Annotated in this window: 18 protein-coding genes, 1 tRNA gene and 2 pseudogenes; 8 read left to right on the plus strand and 13 right to left on the minus strand. The window is 69.5% G+C overall.

Features of this window, described 5'->3' with window-relative positions; translation table 11 throughout:
- Positions 1 to 320 precede the first annotated feature (320 nt).
- Positions 321 to 2,333, plus strand: coding sequence for an acetate--CoA ligase (gene acs, locus C9992_RS17055; protein ID WP_106816837.1), 2,013 nt, complete (start codon positions 321 to 323; stop codon positions 2,331 to 2,333).
- Positions 2,334 to 2,777: 444 nt separating this feature from the next.
- On the opposite strand, the gene C9992_RS17060 is transcribed toward acs, so the two are convergent.
- Both C9992_RS17060 and C9992_RS17065 read right to left on the minus strand, forming a co-directional pair.
- A complete protein-coding gene (locus C9992_RS17060) occupies positions 2,778 to 3,245 on the minus strand; it encodes a RidA family protein (RefSeq protein WP_106816838.1) in 468 nt (155 codons plus the stop codon).
- 2 nt (positions 3,246 to 3,247) lie between these two features.
- Complete coding sequence (locus tag C9992_RS17065) at positions 3,248 to 3,463, minus strand: DUF4177 domain-containing protein (RefSeq protein WP_106816839.1); 216 nt, start codon at positions 3,461 to 3,463, stop codon at positions 3,248 to 3,250.
- A gap of 109 nt (positions 3,464 to 3,572) precedes the next feature.
- Here C9992_RS17065 and C9992_RS17070 point away from each other — a divergent pair, with 109 nt between their 5' ends.
- The 5 genes from C9992_RS17070 to C9992_RS17090 all read left to right on the plus strand — a co-directional run bounded on the left by C9992_RS17070 (position 3,573) and on the right by C9992_RS17090 (position 10,154).
- On the plus strand, positions 3,573 to 6,353 hold the full coding sequence (locus C9992_RS17070; protein WP_106816840.1) for a transglycosylase domain-containing protein: 2,781 nt from the start codon (positions 3,573 to 3,575) through the stop codon (positions 6,351 to 6,353).
- Positions 6,353 to 7,282 carry a metallophosphoesterase gene (locus tag C9992_RS17075; protein WP_106816841.1) on the plus strand — a complete coding sequence of 310 codons (930 nt, stop codon included), beginning with the start codon at positions 6,353 to 6,355 and terminating at the stop codon, positions 7,280 to 7,282. Before C9992_RS17070 ends, C9992_RS17075 begins: the two co-directional genes overlap by 1 nt.
- Positions 7,283 to 7,379: 97 nt before the next feature.
- Positions 7,380 to 9,230 carry a hypothetical protein gene (locus tag C9992_RS17080; protein WP_106816842.1) on the plus strand — a complete coding sequence of 617 codons (1,851 nt, stop codon included), beginning with the start codon at positions 7,380 to 7,382 and terminating at the stop codon, positions 9,228 to 9,230.
- A gap of 18 nt (positions 9,231 to 9,248) precedes the next feature.
- Positions 9,249 to 9,325: transfer RNA gene (locus C9992_RS17085), tRNA-Pro, on the plus strand.
- 52 nt (positions 9,326 to 9,377) lie between these two features.
- On the plus strand, positions 9,378 to 10,154 hold the full coding sequence (locus C9992_RS17090; RefSeq protein WP_106816843.1) for an HAD-IIB family hydrolase: 777 nt from the start codon (positions 9,378 to 9,380) through the stop codon (positions 10,152 to 10,154).
- Between the two features lie 682 nt (positions 10,155 to 10,836).
- Here the strand turns inward: C9992_RS17090 and C9992_RS17095 are convergent.
- Both C9992_RS17095 and C9992_RS17100 read right to left on the minus strand, forming a co-directional pair.
- Positions 10,837 to 12,192: pseudogene (locus C9992_RS17095) on the minus strand (alpha-hydroxy acid oxidase).
- Between the two features lie 17 nt (positions 12,193 to 12,209).
- Positions 12,210 to 12,983, minus strand: coding sequence for a FadR/GntR family transcriptional regulator (locus tag C9992_RS17100; RefSeq protein WP_235008308.1), 774 nt, complete (start codon positions 12,981 to 12,983; stop codon positions 12,210 to 12,212).
- Between the two features lie 124 nt (positions 12,984 to 13,107).
- On the opposite strand from C9992_RS17100, the gene C9992_RS17105 reads away from it, so the two are divergent.
- On the plus strand, positions 13,108 to 13,938 hold the full coding sequence (locus C9992_RS17105; protein ID WP_106816845.1) for a DUF1295 domain-containing protein: 831 nt from the start codon (positions 13,108 to 13,110) through the stop codon (positions 13,936 to 13,938).
- Between the two features lie 19 nt (positions 13,939 to 13,957).
- Here the strand turns inward: C9992_RS17105 and C9992_RS17110 are convergent, their stop codons facing one another.
- From C9992_RS17110 to C9992_RS17135, 6 genes and pseudogenes are all read right to left on the minus strand, one after another.
- Positions 13,958 to 14,605, minus strand: a complete 648-nt coding sequence (locus tag C9992_RS17110) for a thymidine kinase (protein WP_106816886.1) — start codon at positions 14,603 to 14,605, stop codon at positions 13,958 to 13,960.
- A gap of 312 nt (positions 14,606 to 14,917) precedes the next feature.
- A pseudogene (locus tag C9992_RS17115) lies at positions 14,918 to 16,696 on the minus strand (DUF2207 domain-containing protein); the annotation flags it as partial.
- Positions 16,697 to 16,705: 9 nt separating this feature from the next.
- On the minus strand, positions 16,706 to 17,143 hold the full coding sequence (locus C9992_RS17120) for a pyrimidine dimer DNA glycosylase/endonuclease V (protein ID WP_106816846.1): 438 nt from the start codon (positions 17,141 to 17,143) through the stop codon (positions 16,706 to 16,708).
- Between the two features lie 9 nt (positions 17,144 to 17,152).
- Positions 17,153 to 18,628 (minus strand): malate:quinone oxidoreductase, encoded by a 1,476-nt coding sequence (locus C9992_RS17125; RefSeq protein ID WP_268807207.1) that lies wholly within the window; start codon positions 18,626 to 18,628, stop codon positions 17,153 to 17,155.
- 96 nt (positions 18,629 to 18,724) lie between these two features.
- The gene (locus C9992_RS17130) at positions 18,725 to 19,813 is read right to left on the minus strand and encodes an aspartate-semialdehyde dehydrogenase (RefSeq protein ID WP_106816848.1); all 1,089 of its coding nucleotides are present in this window, start codon (positions 19,811 to 19,813) and stop codon (positions 18,725 to 18,727) included.
- Positions 19,814 to 19,987: 174 nt separating this feature from the next.
- Positions 19,988 to 21,274, minus strand: coding sequence for an aspartate kinase (locus C9992_RS17135; RefSeq protein ID WP_106816849.1), 1,287 nt, complete (start codon positions 21,272 to 21,274; stop codon positions 19,988 to 19,990).
- Positions 21,275 to 21,426: 152 nt separating this feature from the next.
- Here C9992_RS17135 and C9992_RS17140 point away from each other — a divergent pair, with 152 nt between their 5' ends.
- On the plus strand, positions 21,427 to 21,915 hold the full coding sequence (locus C9992_RS17140; RefSeq protein WP_106816850.1) for a hypothetical protein: 489 nt from the start codon (positions 21,427 to 21,429) through the stop codon (positions 21,913 to 21,915).
- Positions 21,916 to 21,944: 29 nt separating this feature from the next.
- Here C9992_RS17140 and C9992_RS17145 read toward each other — a convergent pair whose 3' ends face one another.
- The 3 genes from C9992_RS17145 to C9992_RS17155 all read right to left on the minus strand — a co-directional run bounded on the left by C9992_RS17145 (position 21,945) and on the right by C9992_RS17155 (position 25,807).
- A complete protein-coding gene (locus C9992_RS17145; protein ID WP_106816851.1) occupies positions 21,945 to 22,880 on the minus strand; it encodes a DMT family transporter in 936 nt (311 codons plus the stop codon).
- 128 nt (positions 22,881 to 23,008) lie between these two features.
- The gene (recR, locus tag C9992_RS17150; RefSeq protein WP_106816852.1) at positions 23,009 to 23,602 is read right to left on the minus strand and encodes a recombination mediator RecR; all 594 of its coding nucleotides are present in this window, start codon (positions 23,600 to 23,602) and stop codon (positions 23,009 to 23,011) included.
- 3 nt (positions 23,603 to 23,605) lie between these two features.
- Complete coding sequence (locus C9992_RS17155; RefSeq protein WP_106816853.1) at positions 23,606 to 25,807, minus strand: DNA polymerase III subunit gamma and tau; 2,202 nt, start codon at positions 25,805 to 25,807, stop codon at positions 23,606 to 23,608.
- Positions 25,808 to 25,879: the final 72 nt, after the last annotated feature.

A 25,879-nucleotide genomic window follows, 5' to 3' on the forward strand; every position in this document is an offset into this window, starting at 1 on the left:
CGACCAGGAGCGCTGGCGCGACAAAAAGAAGGCGGCATCCCATGGGGGGAATGGGATGCCGCCGTGCGCGGCCCCGATTTCGGGGGGTGACGTCGGGCGCCGCAATGCCAGAATCGATGTTCGGCCACGGGTCAGCATATGCGAGGTGCCGGTGCGGACAAAACGAAAAGGAGAGGATTCTCACTGATATATCGGTCGGGTCCAAGATTCGAGCCGCCACCTACTATCGGAGGTAGTCGGCGCCCCGTCGCCTGAGTACATTTCCTGGCAGACTCGCCGATTCCCGTCGGCCCCATCAGCCCGCAAAGGAGCGCGCTCCCATGAGCGAACAGAACCCGACGACAGCGCAGGCCGCCGACGCACGGCAGGGCAGCAGCCAGATCGACCACCTCCTCACGGAGGACCGTCGCTTCGCGCCGAGCCCCGAGTTCGCCGCCCAAGCCGTGGCGACCGCCGAGCTCTACGAGAAGGCGAAGGCCGACCGGCTCGGATTCTGGGCGGATCAGGCGCGCGAGCTGCATTGGCACACACCCTTCACCGAGGTGCTCGACTGGTCGAACCCGCCGTTCGCGAAGTGGTTCGCCGACGGGGAACTGAACGTGGCGTACAACTGCCTCGACCGGCACGTCGAAGCCGGCAACGGCGACCGCGTCGCCCTGCTGTGGGAGGGTGAGCCGGGCGACGAGCGCCGCGTGACGTACGCCGAGCTCACCGACGAGGTGAAGCGGCTCGCCAACGTGCTCGAGGGCCTGGGCATCGGCCAGGGCGACCGGGTGGCGATTTACCTGCCGATGATCCCGGAGGCGGTGGCCTCGATGCTCGCGGTCGCGCGGATCGGCGCCATCCACTCGGTCGTCTTCGGCGGCTTCTCGGCCGACAGCCTGCGTGCGCGCATCGATGACGCCGGCGCCAAGCTCGTCATCACCGCCGACGGCGGCTACCGCAAGGGCAAGGTCTCGCCCCTGAAGCCGGCCGTCGATCTGGCTCTCGGCGACCGGGGATCCGGCGCACAGGAGACCGTCGAGCACGTGCTCGTCGTCAAGCGCGGCGAGAACGAGGTGGAGTGGACGGAGGGCCGAGACCTGTGGTGGCACGACGTGGTGCCGCACGCGCCCGCGGACCACGAGGCCCGGCCCTTCCCCGCCGAGAACCCGCTGTTCATCCTGTACACCTCCGGAACCACGGGTAAGCCGAAGGGCATCCTGCACACGTCGGGCGGTTACCTCACACAGTCTGCGTTCACGAACAAGGTCGTGCACGACATCCACCCCGAGACGGACGTGTACTGGTGCACTGCCGACATCGGCTGGGTCACCGGCCACACGTATGTGACGTACGGGCCGCTCGCCAACGGTGCCACGCAGGTGCTGTACGAGGGCACTCCCGACACCCCGCACCCGGGCCGCTGGTGGGAGATCGTGCAGAAGTACGGCGTGACCGTGCTGTACACCGCCCCCACCGCCATCCGCTCGTTCATGAAGCTCGGCCGCGCGATCCCCAAGCAGTTCGACCTGTCTTCGCTGCGCGTCCTCGGCTCGGTGGGTGAACCCATCAACCCTGAGGCATGGATGTGGTACCGCACGATCATCGGCGGAAAGACGGCGCCGATCGTCGACACCTGGTGGCAGACCGAGACCGGCTCGATCATGGTCTCCGCCCTTCCCGGGGTGACCGAGACGAAGCCCGGGTCGGCGCAGGTGCCGCTTCCCGGCATCTCGATCGACGTCGTGGACGAGGACGGCACCCACGTGGGCAACGGCAACGGCGGCCTCCTCGTCATCACCGAGCCGTGGCCGTCGATGCTGCGCGGCATCTGGGGCGACCCCGAGCGCTTCGTCGAGACGTACTGGGAGAAGTTCCAGAAGCAGGGCTACTACTTCGCCGGCGACGGCGCGCGGCTCGACGATGACGGCGACGTCTGGCTGCTCGGTCGCGTGGACGATGTCATGAACGTGTCAGGACACCGCCTGTCGACCACCGAGATCGAGTCGGCCCTCGTCGGCAACGAGGCGGTCGCGGAGGCCGCCGTCGTCGGCGCGTCGGATGAGACCACCGGGCAGGCGGTCGTGGCCTTCGTCATCATCAAGCAGTCGTACCTGTCGGAGCATTCGGCAGAGGGCCTCGCGAACACGCTCCGACTGTGGGTGGGTGAGCAGATCGGCCCGATCGCCCGCCCGCGGGACGTCTACATCGTGGGCGAACTGCCCAAGACGCGCTCGGGCAAGATCATGCGCCGCCTTCTGCGCGACGTCGCAGAAGGTCGCGAGGTCGGCGACACGACCACCCTCGCCGACACTGCGGTGATGTCGGTGATCTCCGCCCAGGTGAAGTAGCACCGACCGGTCGTTGAGCGAGCGAGACGCCCTGGGCTGTGCGAGAAAGCTCGGGGCGTTTCGTCTCGTCGCTGCGCTCCTCGCTCAACGAACGGGCCCGGTCGTCCTGGGAGCTCCGCGAAGGCACGGGGCGTTTCGTCTCGTCGCTGCGCTCCTCGCTCAACGAACGGGCCCGGTCGTCCGGAGATCTCTGCGAAGGCACGGGGCGTTTCGTCTCGTCGCTGCGCTCCTCGCTCAACGAACGGGGCCGGTCGCCCTTGGGCCCCCGCGAAGGCACGGGGCGTTTCGTCTCGTCGCTGCGCCCCCTCGCTCAACGAGCGGGGCGGGTCGTCCTGGGATCTCCGCGAAGGAACGGGGCGTTTCGTCTCGTCGCTGCGCTCCTCGCTCAACGAACGGGCCCGGTCGTTGAGCGAGCGAAGCGAGACGAAACGCCCGAGGATGAGGTCAGGCGAAGGAGAAGACGACCTCGACCTCGACGGGCGCGTCGAGCGGAAGCACGGGCACGCCCACGGCCGAACGAGCGTGCTTGCCCGCGTCGCCGAAGATCTCGCCGAGCACCTCGCTCGCTCCGTTGATGACGCCGGGCTGGCCTGTGAACTCCGGAACGGATGCCACGAAGCCGGTCACCTTCACCACGCCGGTGAGCCGGTCGACGCCGCCGACAGCCGCCGCGGCGGCAGCGATGGCGTTGAGCGCGCTCTGCCGGGCGTAGCCCTGAGCGTCGGCCGCGGGCACCAGACCGTGGCCCTCCCCCACCTTGCCGGTCGCAGGCAGCGCACCGGAGACCATCGGCAGCTGGCCGGCGGTGTAGACGAGATCGCCGTGCGCCTTGGCCGGGACGTATGCCGCCACCGGCGGCACGACGTCGGGAAGGTCGATGCCGAGCTCGGCGAGACGGGCGCTCACGCTCATGCTCACGCCTCCTCGAACTGCCGGGCGGCCTGGGCCGCGGCATCCAGTCCCGCGTTCTCCTGGCCGCCGCCCGACGGGCGCTTGAAGTAGGCGACGAGGCCGCCTTCAGGGCCGGGCACGACCTGCACCAGCTCCCAGCCCTGCTTGCCCCAGTTGTTGAGGATCGCGGCCGTGTTGTGGATCAGAAGGGGCGTGGTGAGGTACTCCCACGTCGTCATCGCGACTCCTCGATAGGGGGAAAGTGACAGCGGTTGAAGGCTGGGAAACACCTCCGCGGGCGCACGTCTCTGAGGGATTCGCCCAGGTATCTCCCCTACGATCAAGCCTATGCCTGTTACCAAACGCACGGCCACCGGTGTGCTCGGCGGACTCGCCGGGCTCGTCGGGCTCAGCGCCGCAGCCGGTGTCCTCATCGCTGCGACCGTCACCCCCGCGGTCGCCGTCACGAGCACTGCGGCAGAGCGCGCGATCACGATGTTCGACAATCTCCCGAGCGTCCTCGAGATCGACAAGCTCATGCTTCCGAGCAACTTCTACGCAACCGACCCCGGCACGGGGCAGCCGGTGCTGCTGACGCAATTCCTCGAGCAGGACCGCACGCCGGTGGCGTTCGAGCAGATCAACCCCGTAATGTACGACGCGCTCCTCTCCAGTGAGGACCCGCGCTACTACCAGCACGGTGGAATCGACCTCATCGGCACGACCCGAGCCCTCCTCTCCAACGCGCAGGGCGGCGGCGAGACCCAGGGCGGATCGTCGATCAGCCAGCAGTACGTAAAGAACGTGCTCATCCAGAAGTGCGAGCAGAACGCGAAGGCGCACGAGGAGACGAACGAAAAGGGCGAGACTGTCCAGGTCAGCCGCGACGAGGCCCTGCGGCAGTGCTGGGTCGACGCGACCACCGCAGAAGGCACGGAGGGCTACGCGCGCAAGCTGCAGGAGATGCGGTACGCGATCGCCCTCGAGCAGAAGTACTCGAAGAACGACATCCTTCTCGGCTACCTCAACATCGCGAACTTCGGCGGCATCACGTACGGCATCGAGGCCGCGGCGCGTCATTACTTCAACACCACGGCCGCTAACTTGACGGTCGCCCAGGCAGCGACCCTCGCCGGAATGGTGCAGAACCCGAACAACTACCGTATCGACCGGCCCGGCGGCTCCATCACCGGCTCTGATGGCGCGACGTTCAACAAGGCGCCCGACGGCGTGATCGATGAGGGCGCCAACCTCACGGCACTCGACAACCTCGTGAAGTCTGGCGACATCACGGAGGAACAGCGGCTGGCGGCTGCGGACGGGTACACCTCGACAAAGGTCCGCCAGCTGTACGTGCTCAGCCGCATGCTGGACGACGGCAAGATCACGCGTGAGCAGTACGTCGAGGCGGCTGTCTGGCCGATAACACCCGACATCGTCGAGCCGAAGACCGGCTGCGGCAATGCCGGCGGCGCAGCCTATTTCTGCCAATACGTGAAGGATGTCATCCTGCACGATGAGGCGTTCGGCGCCACGCAGGACGAACGCCAGGCGCTGTTGCAGCGCGGGGGCCTCAACGTTTACACCACGCTCGACCCGCGCGTGCAGACGGCGGCCCAGGACGCGATGAGCAAGTACGCCCCAACCTCCGCCGATATGCCGATCGGCCGCACCGTTCCGTCCCCGGGAAGATTCGGAGCGACCTCGGTGAGCATCGAAGCGACCACCGGCAGGATCCTCGCCATCGCGCAGAACACCAAGTTCAGCGAAGACGCGGCGCTGTCGAGCGACCCGAACTACGCGTCGCTCGTGTTCGCCGGCGACATGAAGTACGGCACCTCGTCCGGTTTCCCCGCGGGATCGACGTTCAAGCTGTTCACGCTCATCGACTGGCTCGAGAAGGGCCACTCAGTCAACGAGACGCTCAACGGCACTCTGCACGTGTTCCCGAAGATGAAGAACTCCTGCGAAGGCGATTGGTACAACGTCTCGAAGGACCTGATCAAGAACTTCGGCAACAACAAGGGGTACATGGGAACGCCCATGCGGTTCACCAAGGACTCGCTGAACACCGGGTTCTTCGCGATGGCCGAGAAGCTCGACCTCTGCGACATCAAGAAGGTCGCCACGAGGATGGGGGTTACGAAGGCCACTGGTGACGAGGTGGAGATGACTAACCTCAACTCGGTCATCGGCACGAACTTCGTCTCCCCGATGGCAATGGCGGAGGCGTATGCGACCGTCGCCAATAACGGCGTCTACTGCCAGCCGCAGGCAATCGACCGTGTCACCGACGCAGACGGGAACGAGCTGCCCAAGCCCGTCCGCACCTGCACCCAGGTGATCGCGCCGAACGTGGCCGCAACCGCCGCCTATGCGCTGCAAGGCGTCATGAACTCCGGCGGCACAGGCCGCGACGGCAACCCTAACGACGGCACGCCGCTCATCGGCAAGACGGGTACCCACGAGGAGATCACGACCTGGATGATCGAATCCAGCACGCGCGTCGCCACGGCTACCTGGGTAGGCAACGTCCAGGGTGGCGGCGACATCACCAAGACCTCGTACAACGGCACGCGACTGAACCAAATCCGCTTCCCGATCACCCGAGCGATTCAGGCTGCTGCCAACGACGCCTATCCAGGCGGCGACTTCGCCAAGCCCGATAATGAGCTCACGAAGGTGCAGCTGACCGACCTTCCCAACGTCGTCGGAATGCCGGTTGACCAGGCCACCCAGACGCTGACCGATGCCGGCTTCACCGTCCAGGTGGGTGACCCCGTTGACTCCAACCAGCCGGAGGGCGTCGTCGGGGCGCAGAACCCGGGCGCCGGGAAGGTCGCGGGCGGCACGACGGTCACGATCAACCCGAGCAACGGCCAGGGCATCGCCGTACCTGACGTTTCGGCACGCTCGCTCGAGGACGCGAAGAAGGCTCTGCGCAGCGCGGGCTTCGGCAATGTCGGCGACGGGACGTGCACGGCGGATGCCGGTGCTCCGCCGGATGGCCGGTCGTCCACGACCGACCCCGGCGCCGGCACCGTCGTCAACAGGAATGCGGCGATCGTCGTCAATTACTCGGCGCCGAATTGCGGCGGAGGCCGGGGCAACGGCGGCGGCAACGGCTAGTGCCGCCCGCAGCGACTCGCACCGCCCTCACCGTGCTCGGCACGGTGGGGGCGGTCGGTGCTGCCACCGCAGTCTGGGGCATCGGTATCGAGCGGTATCTCTTCACCGTCCGATTCCATGAAGTGGCCGTACTCCCCCGGGGTGCGACGCCCATCCGGGTTCTCCACCTCTCCGACGCGCACATGGCCCCATGGCAGCGACGCAAGCAGGAGTGGATCGCGGCTCTCGCCGAGCTTCAGCCCGACCTCGTCGTGAACACCGGCGACAACATGGGGCACAGGAACGGGTTGCGCGGCCTGCGCGCGGCGTTCGACCCGCTGCGCGGCATCCCGGGAGTCTTCGTGCACGGCTCCAACGACCACACGGCGCCGTCTCCGCGGAACCCCGTGAAGTACTTCACCGGCCCGTCCGAGGTGAAGGACACGTCCGAGCCGCTGGACACCGACGCGCTCGACGACTATCTCACCGACGAGCTCGGCTGGCTCAACCTCAACAACGCTGCCGCGCCGCTGGATGCCGGAGGTCTTCGCATCGCCGCATTCGGCGTGAGCGACGCTCACCGTGACTGGGATCAGCTCGACGCACTCCCCGAACCGGTGGCGGAGCTGCGCGCGACGGGCCCGGATCTCACCATCGGGGTGACGCACGCGCCGTATCGTCGCGTTCTGGACGAGTTCGTCGATCTCGGAGCCGATGTGCTCTTCGGCGGTCACACCCACGGGGGCCAGGTACGGCTGCCGGGCTTCGGCGCGCTCGTGGCGAACTGCGACATCCCGCTGAAGCAAGCACGGGGCCTCAGCGACTGGACGCACGCGGGCCGAACCGTGCCGCTCAACGTCAGCGCAGGGCTCGGGCACTCGATCTACGTGCCCGTTCGCTTCGCGTGTCGTCCCGAGGCGTCGCTGCTGACGCTCGTGCCGAAGCCCTGATCTCGCCGGTTCCTCCCCAGGCCGGCCCTGCCAGCCGAACTCCACCGATCGTCCCGGCCGGGCGCCACGAGCTGTGCCGCGCGTCCAGTCTCGGAGCGTGCCGAGAAACACTCCGATTCCGCTTCGTCCCTCCCCGCTCGCCCGCCGCGCCGGCTTCCTGCTCGCGGCCCTGACCGCGATCCTCCTGGCCCTCCAGTTCGCCTCTCCCGCCCCGGCACGAGCCGCCGAGCGCGGCGTCGGCTTCGGCACGTGGGCGCCGATCTCGGCGTACGGCTGGCACGGCTCGATGCTCATCGACGGCGTGCACACGTACTGCATCACGCCGGGCGCTCCTGCGCCCACAGGTCCCAGCAGCGATCACGGCATCAGCGGCTCGGCGGCCGGGCTTTCTCCGCAGCAGCTCGCCGGCATCAACCTCCTCGTCACGCGATACGGCCAGACCGACGACCCCGTACAGGCGGCCGCCGTCGCGTGGGCGGTGAAGGCCATCGCGAATCGGGAAGAGACCCTCCACGCGTTCGGCTACCGCGGTGACTCGCTCGCGGGAGCCATCCACTGGACGTTCTCGGCCCTCGCTCCGCACGTGGACCGCGCCGTGCAGGAGCGTGCCGTCGCCTATTACGACGAGGCCCTACGGGTATCGGGGGCCGCCGCGTCAGCGACCGGCACTGTGGTGTTCACGACGGATGCCGCAGACCATCGCACCGGCACGGTGCGAGTGGACGCGACCGTTCCGGCGACGGGATCGCTGACCTTGGTCGACGCCGTCTTCGCCGACACCGGGTCACCGACGCGCGACGGGGTCACCACCGGCACCGACTACGCGATCCGCACGACACCGTCGGCGGAAGGCCGTCCGTACACGGTCAGTGCCAGCGGCCGGTTCTCGGCCGGCGTAGCGGCGGCCGTCCGCCACTACACGACTCCCGGTGGCCAGGAGACGGCCGGACCCGCCGGTAGCGTCGACTTCGACGTCGCGGGAGCCGATGCCGCGCCGCGTGTGCCGCCGTTCGCGCCGTCGATCACCACCACCGTCCCGGCGCGATACGCGGCAGGCGGCGCGTATGTGGATCACGTCACGATCAGCACCGAACGCGGTTCGTGGCCCCGCGCCGAGGACGGCGCGTACCTGCCGGTCCGCGCCAGCGCGACGGTGTACCGCACCGACAGTGAACCGGTCCCCGGCTCGGCGGTCCCCGCTGACGCGCACGCGGCCGGCATCCTCGAGCTGGTCACCGATCCTGCGACCGGCCCCGAGGCGCCCTACGCGGTCACGTCGGAGTGGTCGATGGATGCTCCGGGGTTCTACACCGCAGTATGGACGGTCCGCGCCGCGGACCAGACACCCGAAGTGGCGTTGCATCTCGGGGCCGATTACACGTGGACCGAGCCTTTCGGTGAGCCGACGCAGGTGACCCTCGTGCCGGCGGTCAGCACCCAGGCGACGCCGGCTGCGCTCGTCGGGGAGCCGCTCAGCGACACGATCCGGGTGACGGGCGGCGTTCCCTCCGGCGGCCTCTGGGTGCGTTCGGCGCTCTACCGCGCCGTCGACGGTGTGCCACCGGGCGAGTCGTGCACACCGGAGAACCTCGTCTGGCAGAGTGAGCCCGCTCATCTCGCGGCTGCCGGCGAGCACGTCGTCACCTCACCCCGCGTGGCGGATGCCGGCACGTACTACTGGCAGGAGACGGCGGCGGACGCAGCCGGCGCCCTCGTCCACACCGGCCGGTGCGGTATCGAGAACGAGACGAGCCGGGTCACGGCACCGACGCCTCCGCCCGCCGCCGGTGCGTCGCTTGCCGCGACCGGTCTCGGAGACGAGATGATCCGGACCTCGGCGGCGATGGCGATCGGCCTGCTGACGCTCGGGGTGGCGCTCCTTGCGTCTCCTCGGCCGGGTCGGCGTGCGGCCTCGGGCCGGTTAGGCGCACCCCGTCCGATCGGTTAGACTCGGAGGGTTGCAAAACGGGGTGTGGCGCAGCTTGGTAGCGCGCTTCGTTCGGGACGAAGAGGCCGCAGGTTCAAATCCTGTCACCCCGACCAGAGAGAGGCTCCGCCGGAAGGCGGGGCCTCTTGTGCGAAAGGAACAGACCGCGTGGCCGACAGCAACCCTCCCCGCCTCGTCGCGTTCGACCTCGACGACACCCTGGCCCCCTCCAAGAGCCCCATCGACGCGCGCATGGGTGAGCTGCTGATCGCGCTGGCCGAGCGGGTCGAGGTGGCGATCATCTCCGGTGGTCAGCTCGCCCAATTCACCACACAGGTCGTCGACCGCCTGCCGGATGCTCCGGCCGAGGTCCGCGCCCGGTTCCACCTCCTGCCCACGTGCGGGACGCAGTACTACCGGCTCTCGGAGGACGGCGTGACCACCGTCTACCGGCGGTCTCTCACCGACGACCAGAAGTCCCGCGCTCTGGCCGCCGTCGAGAGCGAGGCGCGTCGCCTGGGCCTGTGGGAGAGCAACACGTGGGGTGAGATCCTCGAGGACCGCGGTTCGCAGATCACCTTCTCCGCGCTCGGCCAGAAGGCCCCCGTCGCCGAGAAGATGGCGTGGGACCCCACCGGCGAGAAGAAGAACACACTGCGCGCGGCGGTCGCCGCACTCCTGCCCGACCTCGAGGTGCGCTCGGGCGGATCGACGTCCGTCGACATCACCGAGCAAGGCATCGACAAGGCCTACGGCATGCGCCGGCTCGCAGAGCAGACCGGGATCGACCTCGACGACATGCTGTTCGTCGGCGACCGCCTCGACCCCGACGGCAACGACTACCCCGTCCTCGCCATGGGAGTCGCCTGCCACGCGGTCGAGGGCTGGGAAGACACCGCCGACTACCTCGAGAGCCTCATCCCCACCCTCCCGGTCCGCGTCTGACGCTTCCCCCGGGCTTCGCGCGTTTCGACTCGCTTCGCTCGCTCAACGACCGGGGTTCGCGTTTCGACTCGCTTCGCTCGCTCAACGACCGGGTTGCTTCGCTCGCTCAACGACCGGGGTGCGGGAAGCGCCGGCCGTTGAGCGAGGAGCGCAGCGACGAGACGAAACGCCCGAGGTCGCTCCGCATCTGGTGCCTCCCCCAAGGCGTCGCGCGTTTCGACTCGCTTCGCTCGCTCAACGACCGGGCTGCGGGAAGCGCCGGCCGTTGAGCGAGGAGCGCAGCGACGAGACGAAACGCCCGAGGTCGCTCCGCATCTGAAGCCTCCCCGGGCCTCGCGCGTTTCGACTCGCTCCGCTCGCTCAACGACCGGGGTGCCGGAGGCACCGGCCGTTGAGCGAGGAGCGCAGCGACGAAAACGAAACGCCCGAGGACGATCCGCATCTGACGCCTCGCCCAAGGCGTCGGGCGTTTCGTCTCGCTTCGCTCGCTCAACGACCGGGATGCGGGAAGCACCGGCCGTTGAGCGAGGAGCGCAGCGACCAGACGAAACGCCCCGCTCGCTCAACGACCGGGATGCTTCGCGCGTTTCGACTCGCCTCGCTCGCTCAACGACCGGGATGCTTCGCGCGTTTCGTCTCGCTTCGCTCGCTCAACGACCGGGTGATGGAGAACGTGTGAGGGTCAGTTCTTCGCGCGCGAGCCTGTGCCCTTGGATGCTGACGCCGACGCCTTCGGGGCACGGGCGGTCGTCCCCGACGCGACGCGCACGCGCGGCGCACCGCCGCCCACCGCTTCGGCGGGAGCGCCGGCGAGCGGCATGAGGCGCGTGAGCTGCGTGACATGCCGCGGCTCAAGCTCGGCGAGAGTCGAGACGCCCAGCAGCTTCATCGTGCGCTCGATCTCGCTGCGCAGGATCGCGATGGTGCGGTCCACGCCCTGTCGGCCTCCGGCCATCAGGCCGTACAGGTACGCCCGGCCGATGAGGGTGAACTTCGCACCGAGCGCGATCGAGGCGACGATGTCGGCGCCGTTCATGATGCCGGTGTCGATCATCACGGTCGCATCCTTGCCGACCTCTCGCACCACCTCGGGCAGTAGGCGGAACGGGATCGGAGCCCGGTCCAGCTGACGGCCACCGTGGTTGGAGAGGATGATGCCGTCGACACCGGCGTCGATGAGCCGCTGGGAGTCCTCCACGTTCTGCACGCCCTTGACGACGATCTTGCCCGGCCACAGGTCCCGGATGATCGCGAGGTCGTCGTAGCTGATGGTCGGATCCATCGCGGCATCCAGCAGCTCGCCCACCGTGCCGCCCGTCGTCGACAGCGACGCGAACTCGAGCTTCGGCGTGGTGAGGAAGTCGTACCACCACCACGGCCGCGGAATCGCGTTGATAATCGTCCCGAGGGTCAGCTGCGGCGGGATCGAGAAGCCGTTGCGCTTGTCGCGCAGGCGAGCCCCGGCGACCGGTGTGTCGACGGTGAACTGGAGCGTGTCGAAGCCGGCGGCGGCAGCCCGGCGCGCCAGGGCCTAGGAGATCTCCCGGTCGCGCATGACGTACAGCTGGAACCAGTTCCGCCCGTGCGGGTTCGCCTTCTTCACATCCTCGATCGAGGTCGTCCCGAGCGTGGAGAGCGTGAACGGGATGCCGGCGGCACCTGCCGCACCGGCACCCGCGGTCTCGCCCTCGGTCTGCATGAGTCGCGTGAAACCAGTCGGTGCGATTCCGAAGGGCAGCGCCGACGGGCCTCCGAGGATCTCGGTCGACGTGTCGACATTCGCGGCCGGACGCAGGATGTCGGGGTGGAACTCCACATCCTCGAACGCCTGACGCGCCCGGGCGAGCGACAGCTCCCCCTCCGCCGCGCCGTCGGTGTAGTCGAAGGCGGCCTTGGGAGTCCGGCGCTTGGCGATCGCGCGCAGGTCGTAGATCGTGAGCGCGGACTCGAGCCGGCGCTTCCTGGCGTCGAACTCGGGCTTGCGGAACTGCATGAGCTCGAGCAGTTCGGCGGGCCTGGGGAACTGGCGGGTGACCATGGGAGCCTTTCCGAGGGTCAGATCTGGGTCGTGGCGGGGGCGGGAGCGCCGGCGGTGGTGCGGGCGAGGCCCGCGTGCGCGTAATAGCCGGCGATGTGGTCATGGACGAGTGTGCGAGCGCGCGCAGGATCGCCGGCCTCGACTGCTTCGAGGATCGCGCGGTGCTCGCCGCGCAGGCGATCGGCGGTGGCGTCCCAGTCGGCGATGCGCGCCGCACCCTCTTGCACATACGACTCGATCGCCGTGCGCAGGCCGCCCATCATCGCCGCGATGACGACGTTGCCGGAGGCCTCGGCGAGCGCGAGGTGCAGTTGTGCGTCGAGCGCCAGGAACTCGCTCGGGGTCAGGTCATCGGCATCCATCGCGTCCACCATGGCGCGGGCAGCGGTCGTCGACCGGCCGGCGTCGCCGGCGAGCGCCGTGACCACCGCGGACTCCAGCACGAGACGGGTGGCGACGACGTCATCGAGCGGGAAGCCCTGCGCCGCGACCTGCAACCGCAGCAGCGCCGACATCCCGCCCTCCGGGGTGGCGATGATGATCGCGCCGGAGGTCGGGCCCGAGCCGGTTCCGGTGCGGATCAGCCCCATCACCTCGAGGACCCGCAGCGCCTCACGCACGCTGGAGCGTCCCACCCCCAGCGTGGCTGCGAGCTCGCGCTCCGGCGGCAGCCGATCACCCGGCTGCAGCGCACCTTCGAGCAGGTCGCGCTCGATCCTCTCGAGCACGACACGCCACGCGCGCGCCGCGGGGGGTGCGCCCGCTGCCGCGGAGGTCGCAGTGCCGGCCACGGATCTCCTCATCACTGTCGGATTGCCGCCGTCTCCGGTGAAGGGCGGTGTGGTCTGACCACGATACTCTGTGGTCCGACCACAGGCAACCCATGTGACGCCGACGGACCGCTAATCTGGCGCCATGGATCCGCTGCTTCTCGTGCTCATCGTCGCGGGCGTCGCCGCCGCGTTCTGCTGGATCACCTCGCTCGTGACGAACGAGACGTCATGGATCGACCGGCTGTGGTCGGTCGTGCCGGTCGTCTATGTCTGGATCTTCGCCGGAGCGGCTCTCGTCGCGGGCATCGACGCGACCCGACTGGTCGTGATGGCGGTGCTGGTCACCGCGTGGGGTGCGCGTCTCACGTTCAACTTCGCTCGCAAGGGCGGGTACACCGGCATGGAGGACTACCGGTGGGCCATCCTCCGCGGGCGGATGACGACGTGGCAGTTCCAGTTGTTCAACATCTTCTTCATCGTCCTGTTCCAGAGCGCGCTGCTCGTGCTCATCACGCTCCCCGCCTACATCGCGTGGCAGCATCCCGTCCCGTCCACCGGATGGGATGCCGCGTTCGCGGTGCTGTTCGCCGCGTTCCTGGTCGGTGAGACCATCGCCGATCAGCAGCAGTGGAACTTCCACCGGGCGAAGGCGTCCGCCGGCGGCACTCTGGAGCCGGGCTTCGTCACCACCGGCTTGTTCGCGTACAGCCGCCACCCGAACTTCTTCTTCGAGCAGGCGCAGTGGTGGGTGTTCTACGCCCTCGGCGCGGTCGCCCTCGTCGTGAGCGGCGGATCGTGGCTGAACTGGACGATTGCCGGCGCGGCGCTTCTCACGGTGCTGTTCATCGGATCGACCATCTTCACCGAGTCGATCTCGGCGTCCAAGTACCCCGCCTACCGCGACTACCAACGCACGACGTCGATGCTGATCCCGCTCCCCCGCCGGCGAGGACGAGCTCCGAAGCCGGCGTGAGCCACCCCGTGTCGGCAGCTCACTCCAAGCGGCCGCCGGAGGCGCGCAGGTAGTCCTCCGCGCACAGCGATTCGTAGGTGACGCGATCGGCACTCAGCTCGTCGATGGCGACCTGATCGCCGTCGAAGACGAACCGCCCACCCACCAGCCGGGCATTGAACAGCGCCTTCCGTCCGCAGCGGCAGATGGTCTTCAACTCCTCGAGGCTGTGTGCCAGCTCGAGAAGCCGCGCAGAGCCGGGAAACGCCTGCGTCTGGAAGTCCGTGCGGATGCCGTAGGCGAGCACGGGCACGCCGTCCAGGACGACGATGCGCAGCAGGTCGTCCACCTGCTGGCGGGTCAGGAACTGCGCCTCGTCGATGAGCAGGCACGCGACGTCGACCTCGTGCTCGTCCGACTCCGGCACCAGGGCGGCCGCGGCATCCGCCTTCACCCGTGCGCGATGCTCGGCGAACAGTGCGCGGAGATCATCGTCCGGCGCGATCAGGAAGTCCACCGTGCGCGTGACGCCGAGCCGGCTCTCGATCTGGTCGGCACCCTTGGTGTCGATGGCGGGCTTGGCCAGGAGCACGTGCTGGCCGCGTTCCTCGTAGTTGTACGCGGCCTGCAGAAGCGATGTCGACTTTCCGGAGTTCATCGCGCCGTAGCGGAAGTAGAGCTTGGCCACGAACCGAGCGTAGTCGGTGGTGGTGCCCGGCGGCCGGGGGCGGCCCTCACCGACCGCCAGAACTCCCCCACCGCCGCCGGAGAAGCCGCCGCCGGAAGACCCACCCGACGACGACCAGCTGCTCGAGAATGACGAGCCGGACGAGCTGGTCGAGCTGCCGCGCGAGACCGGCGTCGCCGAGAGGCGCCCGATGGACGACGAGGCGTCCGACAGCGAGTCGGAGGTGACGGAGTCCAGAAGCGCGAGCCGCGTTCCCGTGGTCGCCGCGCCGGTGAGCGACTGCGCGGAGCGGATGACGGCCGCCCACTCCCGCTGCATCCCGAAGAGCACCGCGTACGGCAGCAGACGCTCGTACAGGTTCACGACGTCGGCGCCGGGGGCGTTGGCGGGATCTCCGAACTGGCGCCGCCCGGCCGAGACGAGGTCGGCCGTCCGCGGCGCCTGCGCCGCGTTGAGCCGCTCCTCTTCGGCGAGCGCGAGATACTCCCGGATGCCCTCGAGGTAGGTCCGGTGCCGGCCGCCCGCGAGGGTCAAGGTCGTGCGTGGGAGCGTGAAGAACGGCAGGACGATGAACGCGCCGAAGGCACCGACGATCGCCAGGAGGTTGATCCACCCGCCCAGCGGACCGAGGTCCGTGAGCACCGACGGCACGGCGTCGAGGAAGAAGGCGAGCATGACGCCGACCGCGAGCCCTCCGAACTGCAGAAACCCGCGCACAGCCGCGATCCATCCGGGGGTCCGGCTGCGATAACCGCGGTCGACCGTCGAATCCTCTATGCGCCGCACATAGGTCACCGCGCGCACCGGTGGGTCGGCGGCGAAGGCGCCGAGGTCGACGCGATCACCGGGCGCAGCATCCTTCCCGAACAGCGTCGTCACGATCCGGCGGTCGTCGTGCTCGAGGCCTGCGACATCTCGCAGCACCACGCGGAAGTCGTCGGCATCGGACCTGTCGCCGGTGGCGGTGATCTCGACCTTGTCGCGCACCGCGAGGTCGACCACGTGCGCGGCGAGCGCCCGCGCGGGCACCCCGAGGACTCCGGCAGAGAGCGTCGGCGACTCGTCGACGGGCGGCGAGTACTGCACGATCACCGGCGAGCGGTCGGGGTTGCGGCGCAGAACGGCCTTCATGACGAACACGAACGCGAGTCCGCCGAAACCCGTGAGAAGTCCCAGCCCGGGCAGGATCCACTCCCACCACGGGTAGGGTGGCGGCGGTGGCGGAGTGGGAGCGTTGAAGGTACCCAGGGCGAAGCCGACCGCCACGGTGACGTTCTCGTCGGCACCCAGGTCGGTGTCGCCGGCGGTGAAGGCGACCTGTGTCTGCGCGGCATCGATCACGCCGCGGCCCGCCGCCCACGCCAGCACCTCGCCGGGCATGGGGACGGCCTCCGACGGCTGGATGCCGCATCGTTCGGTGGACTGCGCAGGTCCGGTGTAGCAGAACGTCCGGTCGGGCAGGACACCGGCGGCCGCGTCCCCGACGACGCGGATGTGGGCTCGCACGTCTTGGAACGGCTGGGCGTGATCGGTGCCGATCGTGTCCCAGTAGAACTCGTCGGCGTCGGTGTCGTCGTACCGCAGCACCACGTCCGTCATCGTGTACGAGATCACGTACGTCTGGGCACCGTGGACGAAGCTGTCGTCACCGGTGAGGATGTAGATGAAGTCCTCGTCCTCCTCGGTCCACCACGGGATGGCGGCACCCTCGGCCCCGGTCACGCCGATGACCTGCGGGTCGTGCGCGACCCCGGAGTCCGACTTGGGGATCCACCGCACGATCCCCTTGTTCTGGTCGGCGTCCGGGAACCGCGCGACGAGCTTCTCGGTCGTGAACAGCTCGCTGCGGCCCCCGGCGCCGCGCGCGAGCCAGTACTGCGCCTCGAACGAGTCGTAGGAGAAGTCCTCGACCGAGCCGCTCACCCGCAAGGCGGCGGCAGCGCCGACCCCGTCCGAACGGGCGGCGATGCCCGGCGAAGCGGCGGACGCGGACGTCGCCCCCCGAAAGACGGAGACGGTCACGGCCAGGATCACGACGAGGACCAGTCCGATCGCGATCGCCCAGGACCGCCAGGAGAGCCGTGCCCGCATGTCCCCACCCTAGGGGTCGACCACGCCGCGCTCCCACGTCTCCACCGGACCCTCGACCTCCGCGAAGCTCGGCGCTGCCCTCGCCGCCTCCGGCAGACGGGGCAGCCACACGGCGTCGCGCACCGCCACCTTGGCGCGCAGGTGCAGCAGCTCGAAGGCCAGCTGGCCCGTGGTGACCGGGATGCCCGGAGCCGCGGCATCCGGCCGCAGTACCTTCGAACCGTCGAACGAGTAGCCGCGGTGAACGGCCTCGGACTGAAGTGCGCGCAGGTAGTGGCCGATCGCGTCGAGCGGATCGCCGCAGGCGCGGAAGCGCTCGAGCTGCGGATGACGCGTGTATCCGCGGGTGCCGCCCTCGAGCACGCGCTGCGCGAGCAGCCCCTCGCGCCAGCACGCCACGAGCGCGGCGCGGTCGAGCATCGACGGATGCAACGACCACAGCCGCATGGCGCAGGCTCAGGCGGTGAGGGCCAGGGTGGCGGCCGTCTCGTCCAGCGTCTCGCGCGCCACCTCGGGTCGCGTGTTGAGCGTCTCACCGTAGCTCGGTATGAGCTCGCGCAGCCGCGGTTCCCACGCCGCGATCCGGTCGGGGAAGCACGTCTTCATGAGCCCCAGCATGATCGACACGGCCGTCGATGCTCCGGGGGACGCCCCGAGCAGGCCGGCGATCGTGCCGTCAGCGCCGGTGACGACCTCGGTGCCGAACTGCAGCACGCCGCCCTTCTCCGGGTCCTTCTTCATCACTTGCGCACGCTGGCCGGCCTGGATGAGCTCCCAGTCCTCGTCCTTGGCCGTCGGCATGAAGACGCGCAGGCTGTCGACCTTCTTCTTGTGGTTCTTCAGCAGCTCGCCGACGAGGTACTTGATGAGACCCGGGTTGTCCCACGCGACCTTGAGCATCGGGCCGATGTTGCCCGGGCGCACCTGACCGACGATGTCGAACCAGGAGCCGGTCTTGAGGAACTTGGGGCTGAAGGTCGCGAAGGGACCGAACAGCAGCGACGCCTCACCGTCGACGACGCGGGTGTCCAGGTGCGGCACCGACATCGGCGGCGCCCCCACAGACGCCTGCGAGTACACCTTCGCCTTGTGTTGCGCGACGACGGCAGGGTTGGAGGTCTTCAAGAACTGACCGCCGATCGGGAACACGCCGTAGCCCGAGATCTCGGGGATGCCGGAGCGCTGCAGGAGCTTGAGCGCCCAGCCGCCCGCTCCCACGAAGACGAACTTCGCGCGGATCTCGCCCGGCGTGCGGCCGATCGTCCGGCGGTACCGGACCCGCCATGTGCCGTCGGAGAGCCGCTTCAGGCGACGCACCTCGGTGTTGGTGCGCACGTCCGCGCCGTTCTCGGCGAGGCGGTCGAAGAGCTGGTGGGTCAACGCACCGAAGTCGACGTCGGTGCCCGCCGGCACGCGCGTCGCTGCGAAGGGCTCACCCTTGCGACGCTTCTGCATCAGCAGCGGCGCCCACTGGTTGATCACGCGGGAGTCCTCGCTGTACTGGATGCCGGCGAACAGCGGCTGATCCTTCAACGCCTCGTAGCGCTTCTTGAGGTACGCGACATCCTTCTCGCCGCGCACGAACGTCATGTGCGGGGTGGAGTTGATGAACGTCGACGGCGCGTCCAGGACGCCTTCCTCCACCAGAGACGTCCACAGCTGGCGGCTCTGCTGGAACTGCTCGTTGATCGAGATGGCCTTCGCCGGATCGACGGAGCCGTCCTTGCCCTCGGGCATGTAGTTCAGCTCGCAGAGCGCCGCGTGGCCGGTGCCGGCGTTGTTCCACGCGTTCGAACTCTCCAGCGCCACGTCGCTCAGTCGCTCGAAGACGGCGATCTTGAGGTCCGGCTGCACCTCGTGCAGCAGTGTGCCCAGGGTGGCGCTCATGATCCCGCCGCCGATCAGCAGGACGTCGACCGTGCCGCCGGGCAGGTCGCTGTCGTCAGGGCTGGGGAGGGCGTCGGAGGGCGTTTCGGTCACCAGTCAATCCTAGTTCCGCCGGAATGCACCCCCGACCGCCGACGTCCGTCAGGCGCTGGCGCCATCCGTCGACAGGCTCAGCGAGCGAGCTGCGACGATCTCGGCGATCTGCACCGCGTTCAACGCCGCCCCCTTGCGGAGGTTGTCGTTCGAGATGAAGAGCACGAGCCCCTTGCCTTCCGGCGCCGACTGGTCGGCGCGGATGCGGCCCACGTAGCTGGGGTCGGTGCCTGCCGCCTGCAGCGGAGTGGGGACCTCCTCGAGCCTCACGCCCGGTGCACTCGCGAGCAGCTCGCGGGCACGCTCGGGCGTGATCTCGCGCGCGAACTCGGCGTTGATGCTGAGCGAGTGGCCGGTGAACACGGGCACGCGCACGCACGTGCCCGCGACGCGCAGGTCGGGCAGTTCGAGGATCTTGCGGCTCTCGTTGCGCAGCTTCTTCTCTTCGTCGGTCTCGTTCAGGCCGTCGTCGACGAGGTTTCCGGCGAAGGGGATGACATCGAACGCGATGGGGGCGATGTACTTCTCGGGCTGCGGGAAATCCAGCGCCGAGCCGTCGCGGGCGAGCCGCTCGACGTCGCCCTGGGCGAGCACCCCCTCGACCTGGCCGAGCAGCTCCTGCACGCCCGCCAAGCCCGAGCCGCTGACCGCCTGGTACGTGCTGACGATGAGCCGCTCGAGGCCGGCCTCGGCATCCAGCACCTTCAGCACCGGCATGGCGGCCATCGTGGTGCAGTTCGGGTTGGCGATGATGCCCTTGCGCGCCTCCCCGATGGCGTGGGGGTTCACTTCGCTGACGACCAGCGGAACGTCGGGGTCCATGCGCCACGCGCTGGAGTTGTCGATGACGATCGCACCGGCCTCTGCGAAGCGCGGGGCGTGCGCGCGGCTGCCGGTGGCACCGGCGGAGAAGAGGGCGACGTCGATGCCGTCGAGGTCGGCGGTCGCGACATCCTCCACCGTCACGGCCTGACCGGCGAAGACGATGTCGGATCCGGCTGAGCGCGCGGTGGCGAAGGCACGCAGTTCCCGCACCGGGAAGCCGCGCTCCTCGAGGATGTCGATCATCGCGCCACCGACCTGGCCGGTGGCGCCGACGACGGCGACGGAGAGTCCTGAATCGGAGATGCGGGTCATGGTGTTCCTCAGCGGGGCAATGGGAGCGGACGCGCGGGCACCGTCGGACGCGCGGGGTTCCCGCGATTCTACCGGCCCACCCTGGGCCCGGATCCTGGTGTTACCGCGGCGTGCGGCCATCGTGCGCAGGATTCCTGCCGTTCGCCGACGATCCGATCCGACCGTCGACGCGAGTCAGCGGCCGGTGCCGGCGTACACGGTGGCCTCGATGTCGCCATCCAGGCCGTAGGCGGTGTGCACGACGCGGGCCGCCTCGGCGAGGTCGTCTCCGCGCACCACCACCGAGATGCGGATCTCGGAGGTCGAGATCATCTCGATGTTGATGCCGGCCACGGACAGCGCCTCGAACAGGGTCGCCGATACGCCGGAGTGCGTGCGCATCCCCGCACCCACCACCGACAGCTTGCCGATCTGGTCGTCGTGCACGAGGCTCTCGAAGCCGATCTCGGCCTGCTCTGCGGCCAGGGCCTTGAGCGCCGTCGCCGCGTCGGTCTTGGGCAGCGTGAACGAGATGTCGGTGCGGCCGGTGGTCGCGGCCGACACGTTCTGCACGATCATGTCGACGTTCGCGCCCGACTTCGCGACGACCTTGAAGATCTCGGCGGCCTTGCCGGGCACGTCGGGCACGCCGATGATCGTGATCTTGGCCTGGCCGAGGTCGGTGGCGACTCCGGCGACGATCGGCTCTTCCATCTGTTCTCCCTCTTGGCCGTCGGGAACGCTCATCCCCGGCCCCAGCACATAGGTCCCCACGCCCGAGCTGAACGTGGAGCGGGCATGGATCAGGACGCCGTGACGGCGGGCGTACTCGACGGCGCGGATGTACAGCACCTTGGCGCCGTTGGCGGCCAGTTCGAGCATCTCCTCTGCCGAGACGACTCCCAGCTTGCGGGCCTTGGGCACCACGCGGGGGTCGGCGGTGAAGATGCCGTCGACGTCGCTGTAGATCTCGCAGACATCGGCGTCCAGCGCCGCCGCCAGCGCGACGGCGGTCGTGTCGGACCCGCCGCGCCCGAGCGTCGTGATGTCCCGCGTGTCACGGTTGAAACCCTGGAACCCGGCGACGATCACGATGGCGCCCTCGTCGAGCGCTTCGCGCAGCCTCACCGGCGTCACATCGACGATGCGGGCAGCTCCGTGATCGGCCGTGGTGATCATGCCCGCCTGGCTGCCCGTGAACGACCTCGCCTCGAACCCCATCGAGTGGATCGCCATGGCCAGCAGCGCCATCGAGATGCGCTCTCCGCTCGACAGCAGCATGTCCAACTCGCGCGGAGCCTGGATCGGCGCCACCTGCGCGGCGAGATCGAGCAGCTCGTCCGTGGTGTCGCCCATCGCGCTCACGGCCACGACGACGTCATGACCGGCCCGGCGGGTGTCGACGATGCGCTTGGCGACGCGCTTGATGCTCTCGGCATCCGCGACCGACGATCCGCCGTACTTCTGGACGATCAGCGCCACGATGAGTCTCCACGCGTGTCTCGAGGGCGGGCGAGGAGGAACGCACCGTCTCGTGCGTCGGTGCGCACGAGCGCCTCACCCGACGTTCCATCTTACGGACGCCCTCATGCGCCGCCGGCCATGTGACGGGGGCGAGCGCTAGCATCCGTCGCATGGAGCAGATCGCCGCGTGGTCGGAGTTCAACGTCGCCATGGTGGGAGCGACCGCCGCGTTGGCCGGTCTGGTGATCGTGGCGGCGAGCGTCAACATCGGCGACATCATCAAGGAGGCATCGCTGACCGCGCGGCTGGCGGCCGGCATCGCCGGACTCGTGCTCGCTCTCGCCGGATCGGCGGTCGGTCTCATTCCCGACATCGGCGCGCCGGCTTACGGCGTCGCGATGATCGCGCTGGCGCTGGGAGCGGCCGCGTTCCAGGCGCAGGCCTCGCGGCGCATCTTCGAGAACCGGCATCCTGCGAACCGGCTGCGCGTGGCCAAGGCCGCGGTGGGCTTCATCGCTCCGGTCGCGTATCTCGTCGGTGGCGCTCTGCTGACCGCAGGATGGGACGGAGGTTTGGCGTGGTTCGCGGTGGGCTCGATCGTCGCCATCATGGCCGCGCTGATGGTGTCGTGGATCGTGCTCGTCGAGGTGCTTCGCTGACGAACCCGGGCCCAGGACGAGCCGGCGGATCAGCCCGACGCGACGGGTGGCAGTTCGCCCTCGGGCTGCGGCCGCGGCGCCCGGAGGCGTCCGCCGGTCGCCGCGAGCCAGCAGCCCACGACGACTAGCGGGAAGCCGATCAGCAGCCCGATCGTGAGCGGCTCGGAGAGGATGATGGTGCCCAGCACGATGGCCACGACAGGGTTGACGTAGGTGAACAGCGGCGCGCGCACCGGACCGACCCGCGCGATGAGCGCGAAGAACGTGATGAACGCGACCGCTGTGCACAGCACCGCCAGGGCGACCAGCGACACCGTGCTCTCGACGGTCGGCACCTCGTGCTGGGTGAGGAAGGCGATCGGCGTGTAGAACAGCCCGACCGCCAGCAGCGCCAGGGTGATCGTGCCGAGTGACGGCACGTCGCGCAGCTTCGTGGCGATGACGAACGGCGCGATCGCGTACAGCAGCGCGACGAGGAGCACCTCGCCGACCGCGATGAGGCCGCCGCCGCCCTCGACGGCCAGTCCCGGTCCGGCGACGATCACGAACACCCCGATGAACCCGACGAGCAGCCCGACGGCGCGCGCCGGGTTGAGGACCGAGCGATCGCCGCCGCCGAGGGCGATGATGGCGGCGAACAGCGGCACGGTCGCCACCAGCAGGCCGGTCAGCCCCGAGGGCAGGGTCTGCTCGGCGTGGCCCAGGAGCAGGAACGGCCCGGCCATCTCGATCGCGCCGAACAGCAGCACCCAGCCGATCTTGGCGAACGCCGGGCGCAGCGCCTTCTGACGCAGCGCGAAGGGCAGCAGGATGAGGGCGCCCAGCAGCGTGCGGCCTGCCACCACCGCGGCCGGCGAGTAGGAGTCCACCGCGACGCTGATGAACAGGTACGGGATGCCCCACAGCAGCGCCATCGCGCCGAACAGGAGCCACGCCCGCGTGTCGAACCGCTGCGAAGAGTTCATGTCTCGTCTCTCGTGATGACCGTCGTCATCCATTCAGTCTGCGAGGCGCGCCCCGGACCGGCGAGACGCACGACCGCCAATCTACGGCGGACCACCGACATCCGACACTGCAACGCCGGCGATGGTGCTCAGACGGACCGGCGGCCTTCGAAGGCGCGCCCGAGGGTCACCTCGTCGGCGTACTCCAGGTCGCCGCCGACGGGCAGTCCCGACGCCAGGCGCGTCACCGTGATGTCGAGCGTGTGCAGCAGGCGGCTGAGGTAGGTCGCGGTGGCCTCGCCCTCGAGATTCGGGTTGGTGGCGAGGATGACCTCTTGCACGGTGCCGTCCGCGAGGCGCTGCATGAGCTGCGTGATGCGCAGATCGTCGGGACCGATCCCGGCGATGGGACTGATCGATCCGCCCAGCACGTGATAGAGCCCGCGGAACTCGCGAGTGCGCTCGATCGCGGCGACGTCCTTCGCGTCCTCGACGACGCAGATGAGCGTCTGGTTGCGCCGCGGGTCGCGGCAGATGGCGCAGCGCTCCTGCTCGGACACGTTGCCGCACACCTCGCAGAAGCGCACCTTCTCGCGCACCACGCTGAGCAGTTCGGCCAGATGCGAGACGTCGAAGTTGGGTGTCTGGAGGATGTGGAACGCGATGCGCTGCGCCGACTTGGGACCGATTCCGGGAAGCCGCCCGAACTCGTCGATCAGGTCTTGGACGATGCCGTCGTACATGGGCTAGCTGAACCTCGTCGGCGGCTGGTAGGGCTCTTCGCGCACGAAGGTGGCGCCGAGCACCTGGCGCACGACCGCCTCTCCGTAGCGCTGCACACCGCCGTTTCGCGTCGTCACGACCGGCGCCAGGGGCGGGGCGACGACCGGCGGCACGGGGACGTCGGCGATCGCGTCGGTGTCGTCGTCTTCGTCGTCGCGCTCCACGGACGGGGCGACATCGGCCGGCGGAAGCACCTCGCCCTCACGCGGAGGCGCGAGGGTCGCGGTGCGCGCGCGCGCCGCGGCGTCTTCGGGCTCGTCGTCGACGGCGAACTGCGGCACGGCGCCGGCAGGCATTCCCGCGGGACCCGGGTCGGGCGGCGGGGCGTCATCGTCGGACGGGATCGGGGCGACCGCCCATTCGGTCACGGCGGCAGCGGACGGCGAAGCAGCTGCCGGCGGAACGGGCGAAGATGCCGCTGCCCGCGCGACGCGTGCGCCGGGGGACGTCGTCGAACCGCCGGCCGGCGCGGCTGAGGGAGGAGCAGCCGGTGCGCTCGAGGCCGGACCCGACGGCGCGGGACTCACAGCGCTGGGGCCGGCTGCACCAGAATCCGACCGACCCGGGCCCGTCGGTCCCGGCTCGCCGAGACGGGTGAGGAACTTCACCTGGGTTCCGAACAGCTGCTCGATCGCACCGCGGACGTCGAGGAACGCGCCCTGACCCTGCGGCTTGGGCTTGAACTTCGTGAGGTCACCAGCGCTGGCGAACTCGAGCGTCACGACGTGATCGGACCCGTTATGGGTGACCGCCACCGGCCGCGCGCCGGTGGCCACCATCCAGGAGGACCGGCTGATGCCCTCGAGGCGGGACAGGACGTCGGGCCATGCGTGCACGAGCTCATCGAAGGTCAGCTCGCGGGTCCGCGCGGCCGCGGGCGCATCTTCCGGCGCGACGACGGCCGGTGCAGCGGCGGCCCGCTCCTCGGGCGTCGATGGCGCCGCGGGCGCCGGTGCGGCCGGGGGTGCGGCAGCCGGGCCCGTCGGCGCCGCGGCCGGCACAGCCGGTGGCGCAGCGGTGGACGCGGCGGGAGTCGCCGGGGCTGCGGCATCCGCGCCCCGCGCGAGCACGCGCGCGACCATCAGCTCCAGCTGCAGGCGCGGCGAGGTCGCCCCCGACATGTCGTCGAGCGTCGCGATCACGAGGTCGGCGATGCGAGACAGCCGCGCGGGTCCGAAAGCGTCCGCCTGCCGCTGCATGCGCGCGAGGTCGTCGGCCGACACCCCGCGGAGCACTGCAGCCGCGCCCTGACCCGTCGCCGCCACGACGATGAGGTCGCGCAGACGCTCGAGCAGGTCGTCGACGAAACGGCGAGGATCCTGCCCGGTCTGCACGACCCGGTCGACCGCCGCGAACGCCGCGGACGCGTCGGCAGCCGCGAACGCGTCGACGACCTCGTCCAGAAGTTCCGCGTGGGTGTACCCGAGGAGGGCGACGGCGCGCGCGTACTTCACGACGATCTCGCCGTCTTCAGCGTCGGAGCCGGCGATCAGCTGGTCCAGGAGGGAGAGCGTGTCTCGCGGCGAGCCGCCTCCGGCGCGGACGACGAGGGGCAGCACGCCCGCCTCGACCTCGACGCCTTCCTGTGCGCACAGCTGCTCGACATACTCGAGCATGGCGGCCGGGGGCACCAGGCGGAACGGGTAGTGGTGCGTCCGCGAGCGGATCGTGCCGATGACCTTCTCGGGCTCGGTCGTGGCGAAGATGAACTTGACGTGCTCGGGCGGCTCTTCGACGAGCTTGAGCAGGGCGTTGAAGCCCTGCGGGGTCACCATGTGGGCCTCGTCGAGGATGAAGATCTTGAACCGGTCGCGGGCGGGCGCGAACACGGCCCGCTCGCGGAGGTCGCGGGCATCGTCGACGCCGTTGTGGCTCGCCGCGTCGATCTCGACGACATCGAGCGAGCCGCCGCCGCCGCGCCCCAGCTCGATGCAGCTGTCGCACTCGCCGCACGGCGTGTCGGTCGGCCCCTGCGCGCAGTTCAGGCAGCGCGCCAGGATGCGGGCAGACGTGGTCTTGCCGCAGCCGCGCGGACCCGAGAACAGGTACGCATGCCCCACGCGGTCGCTGCGCAGCGCGGTCATGAGCGGCTCGGTGACCTGCGCCTGACCGATCATCTCGCCGAACGACTCGGGCCGATAGCGGCGGTAGAGGGCGGTGGTCACTCCCCCAGCCTACGGCTTGGCGCCGACACTGCGGCAGGCTCGACGCGTCGCAGCGCGGCGGGCCGGGCGCGG

The organism is Microbacterium timonense, assembly GCF_900292075.1.
Classification (GTDB): domain Bacteria; phylum Actinomycetota; class Actinomycetes; order Actinomycetales; family Microbacteriaceae; genus Microbacterium; species Microbacterium timonense.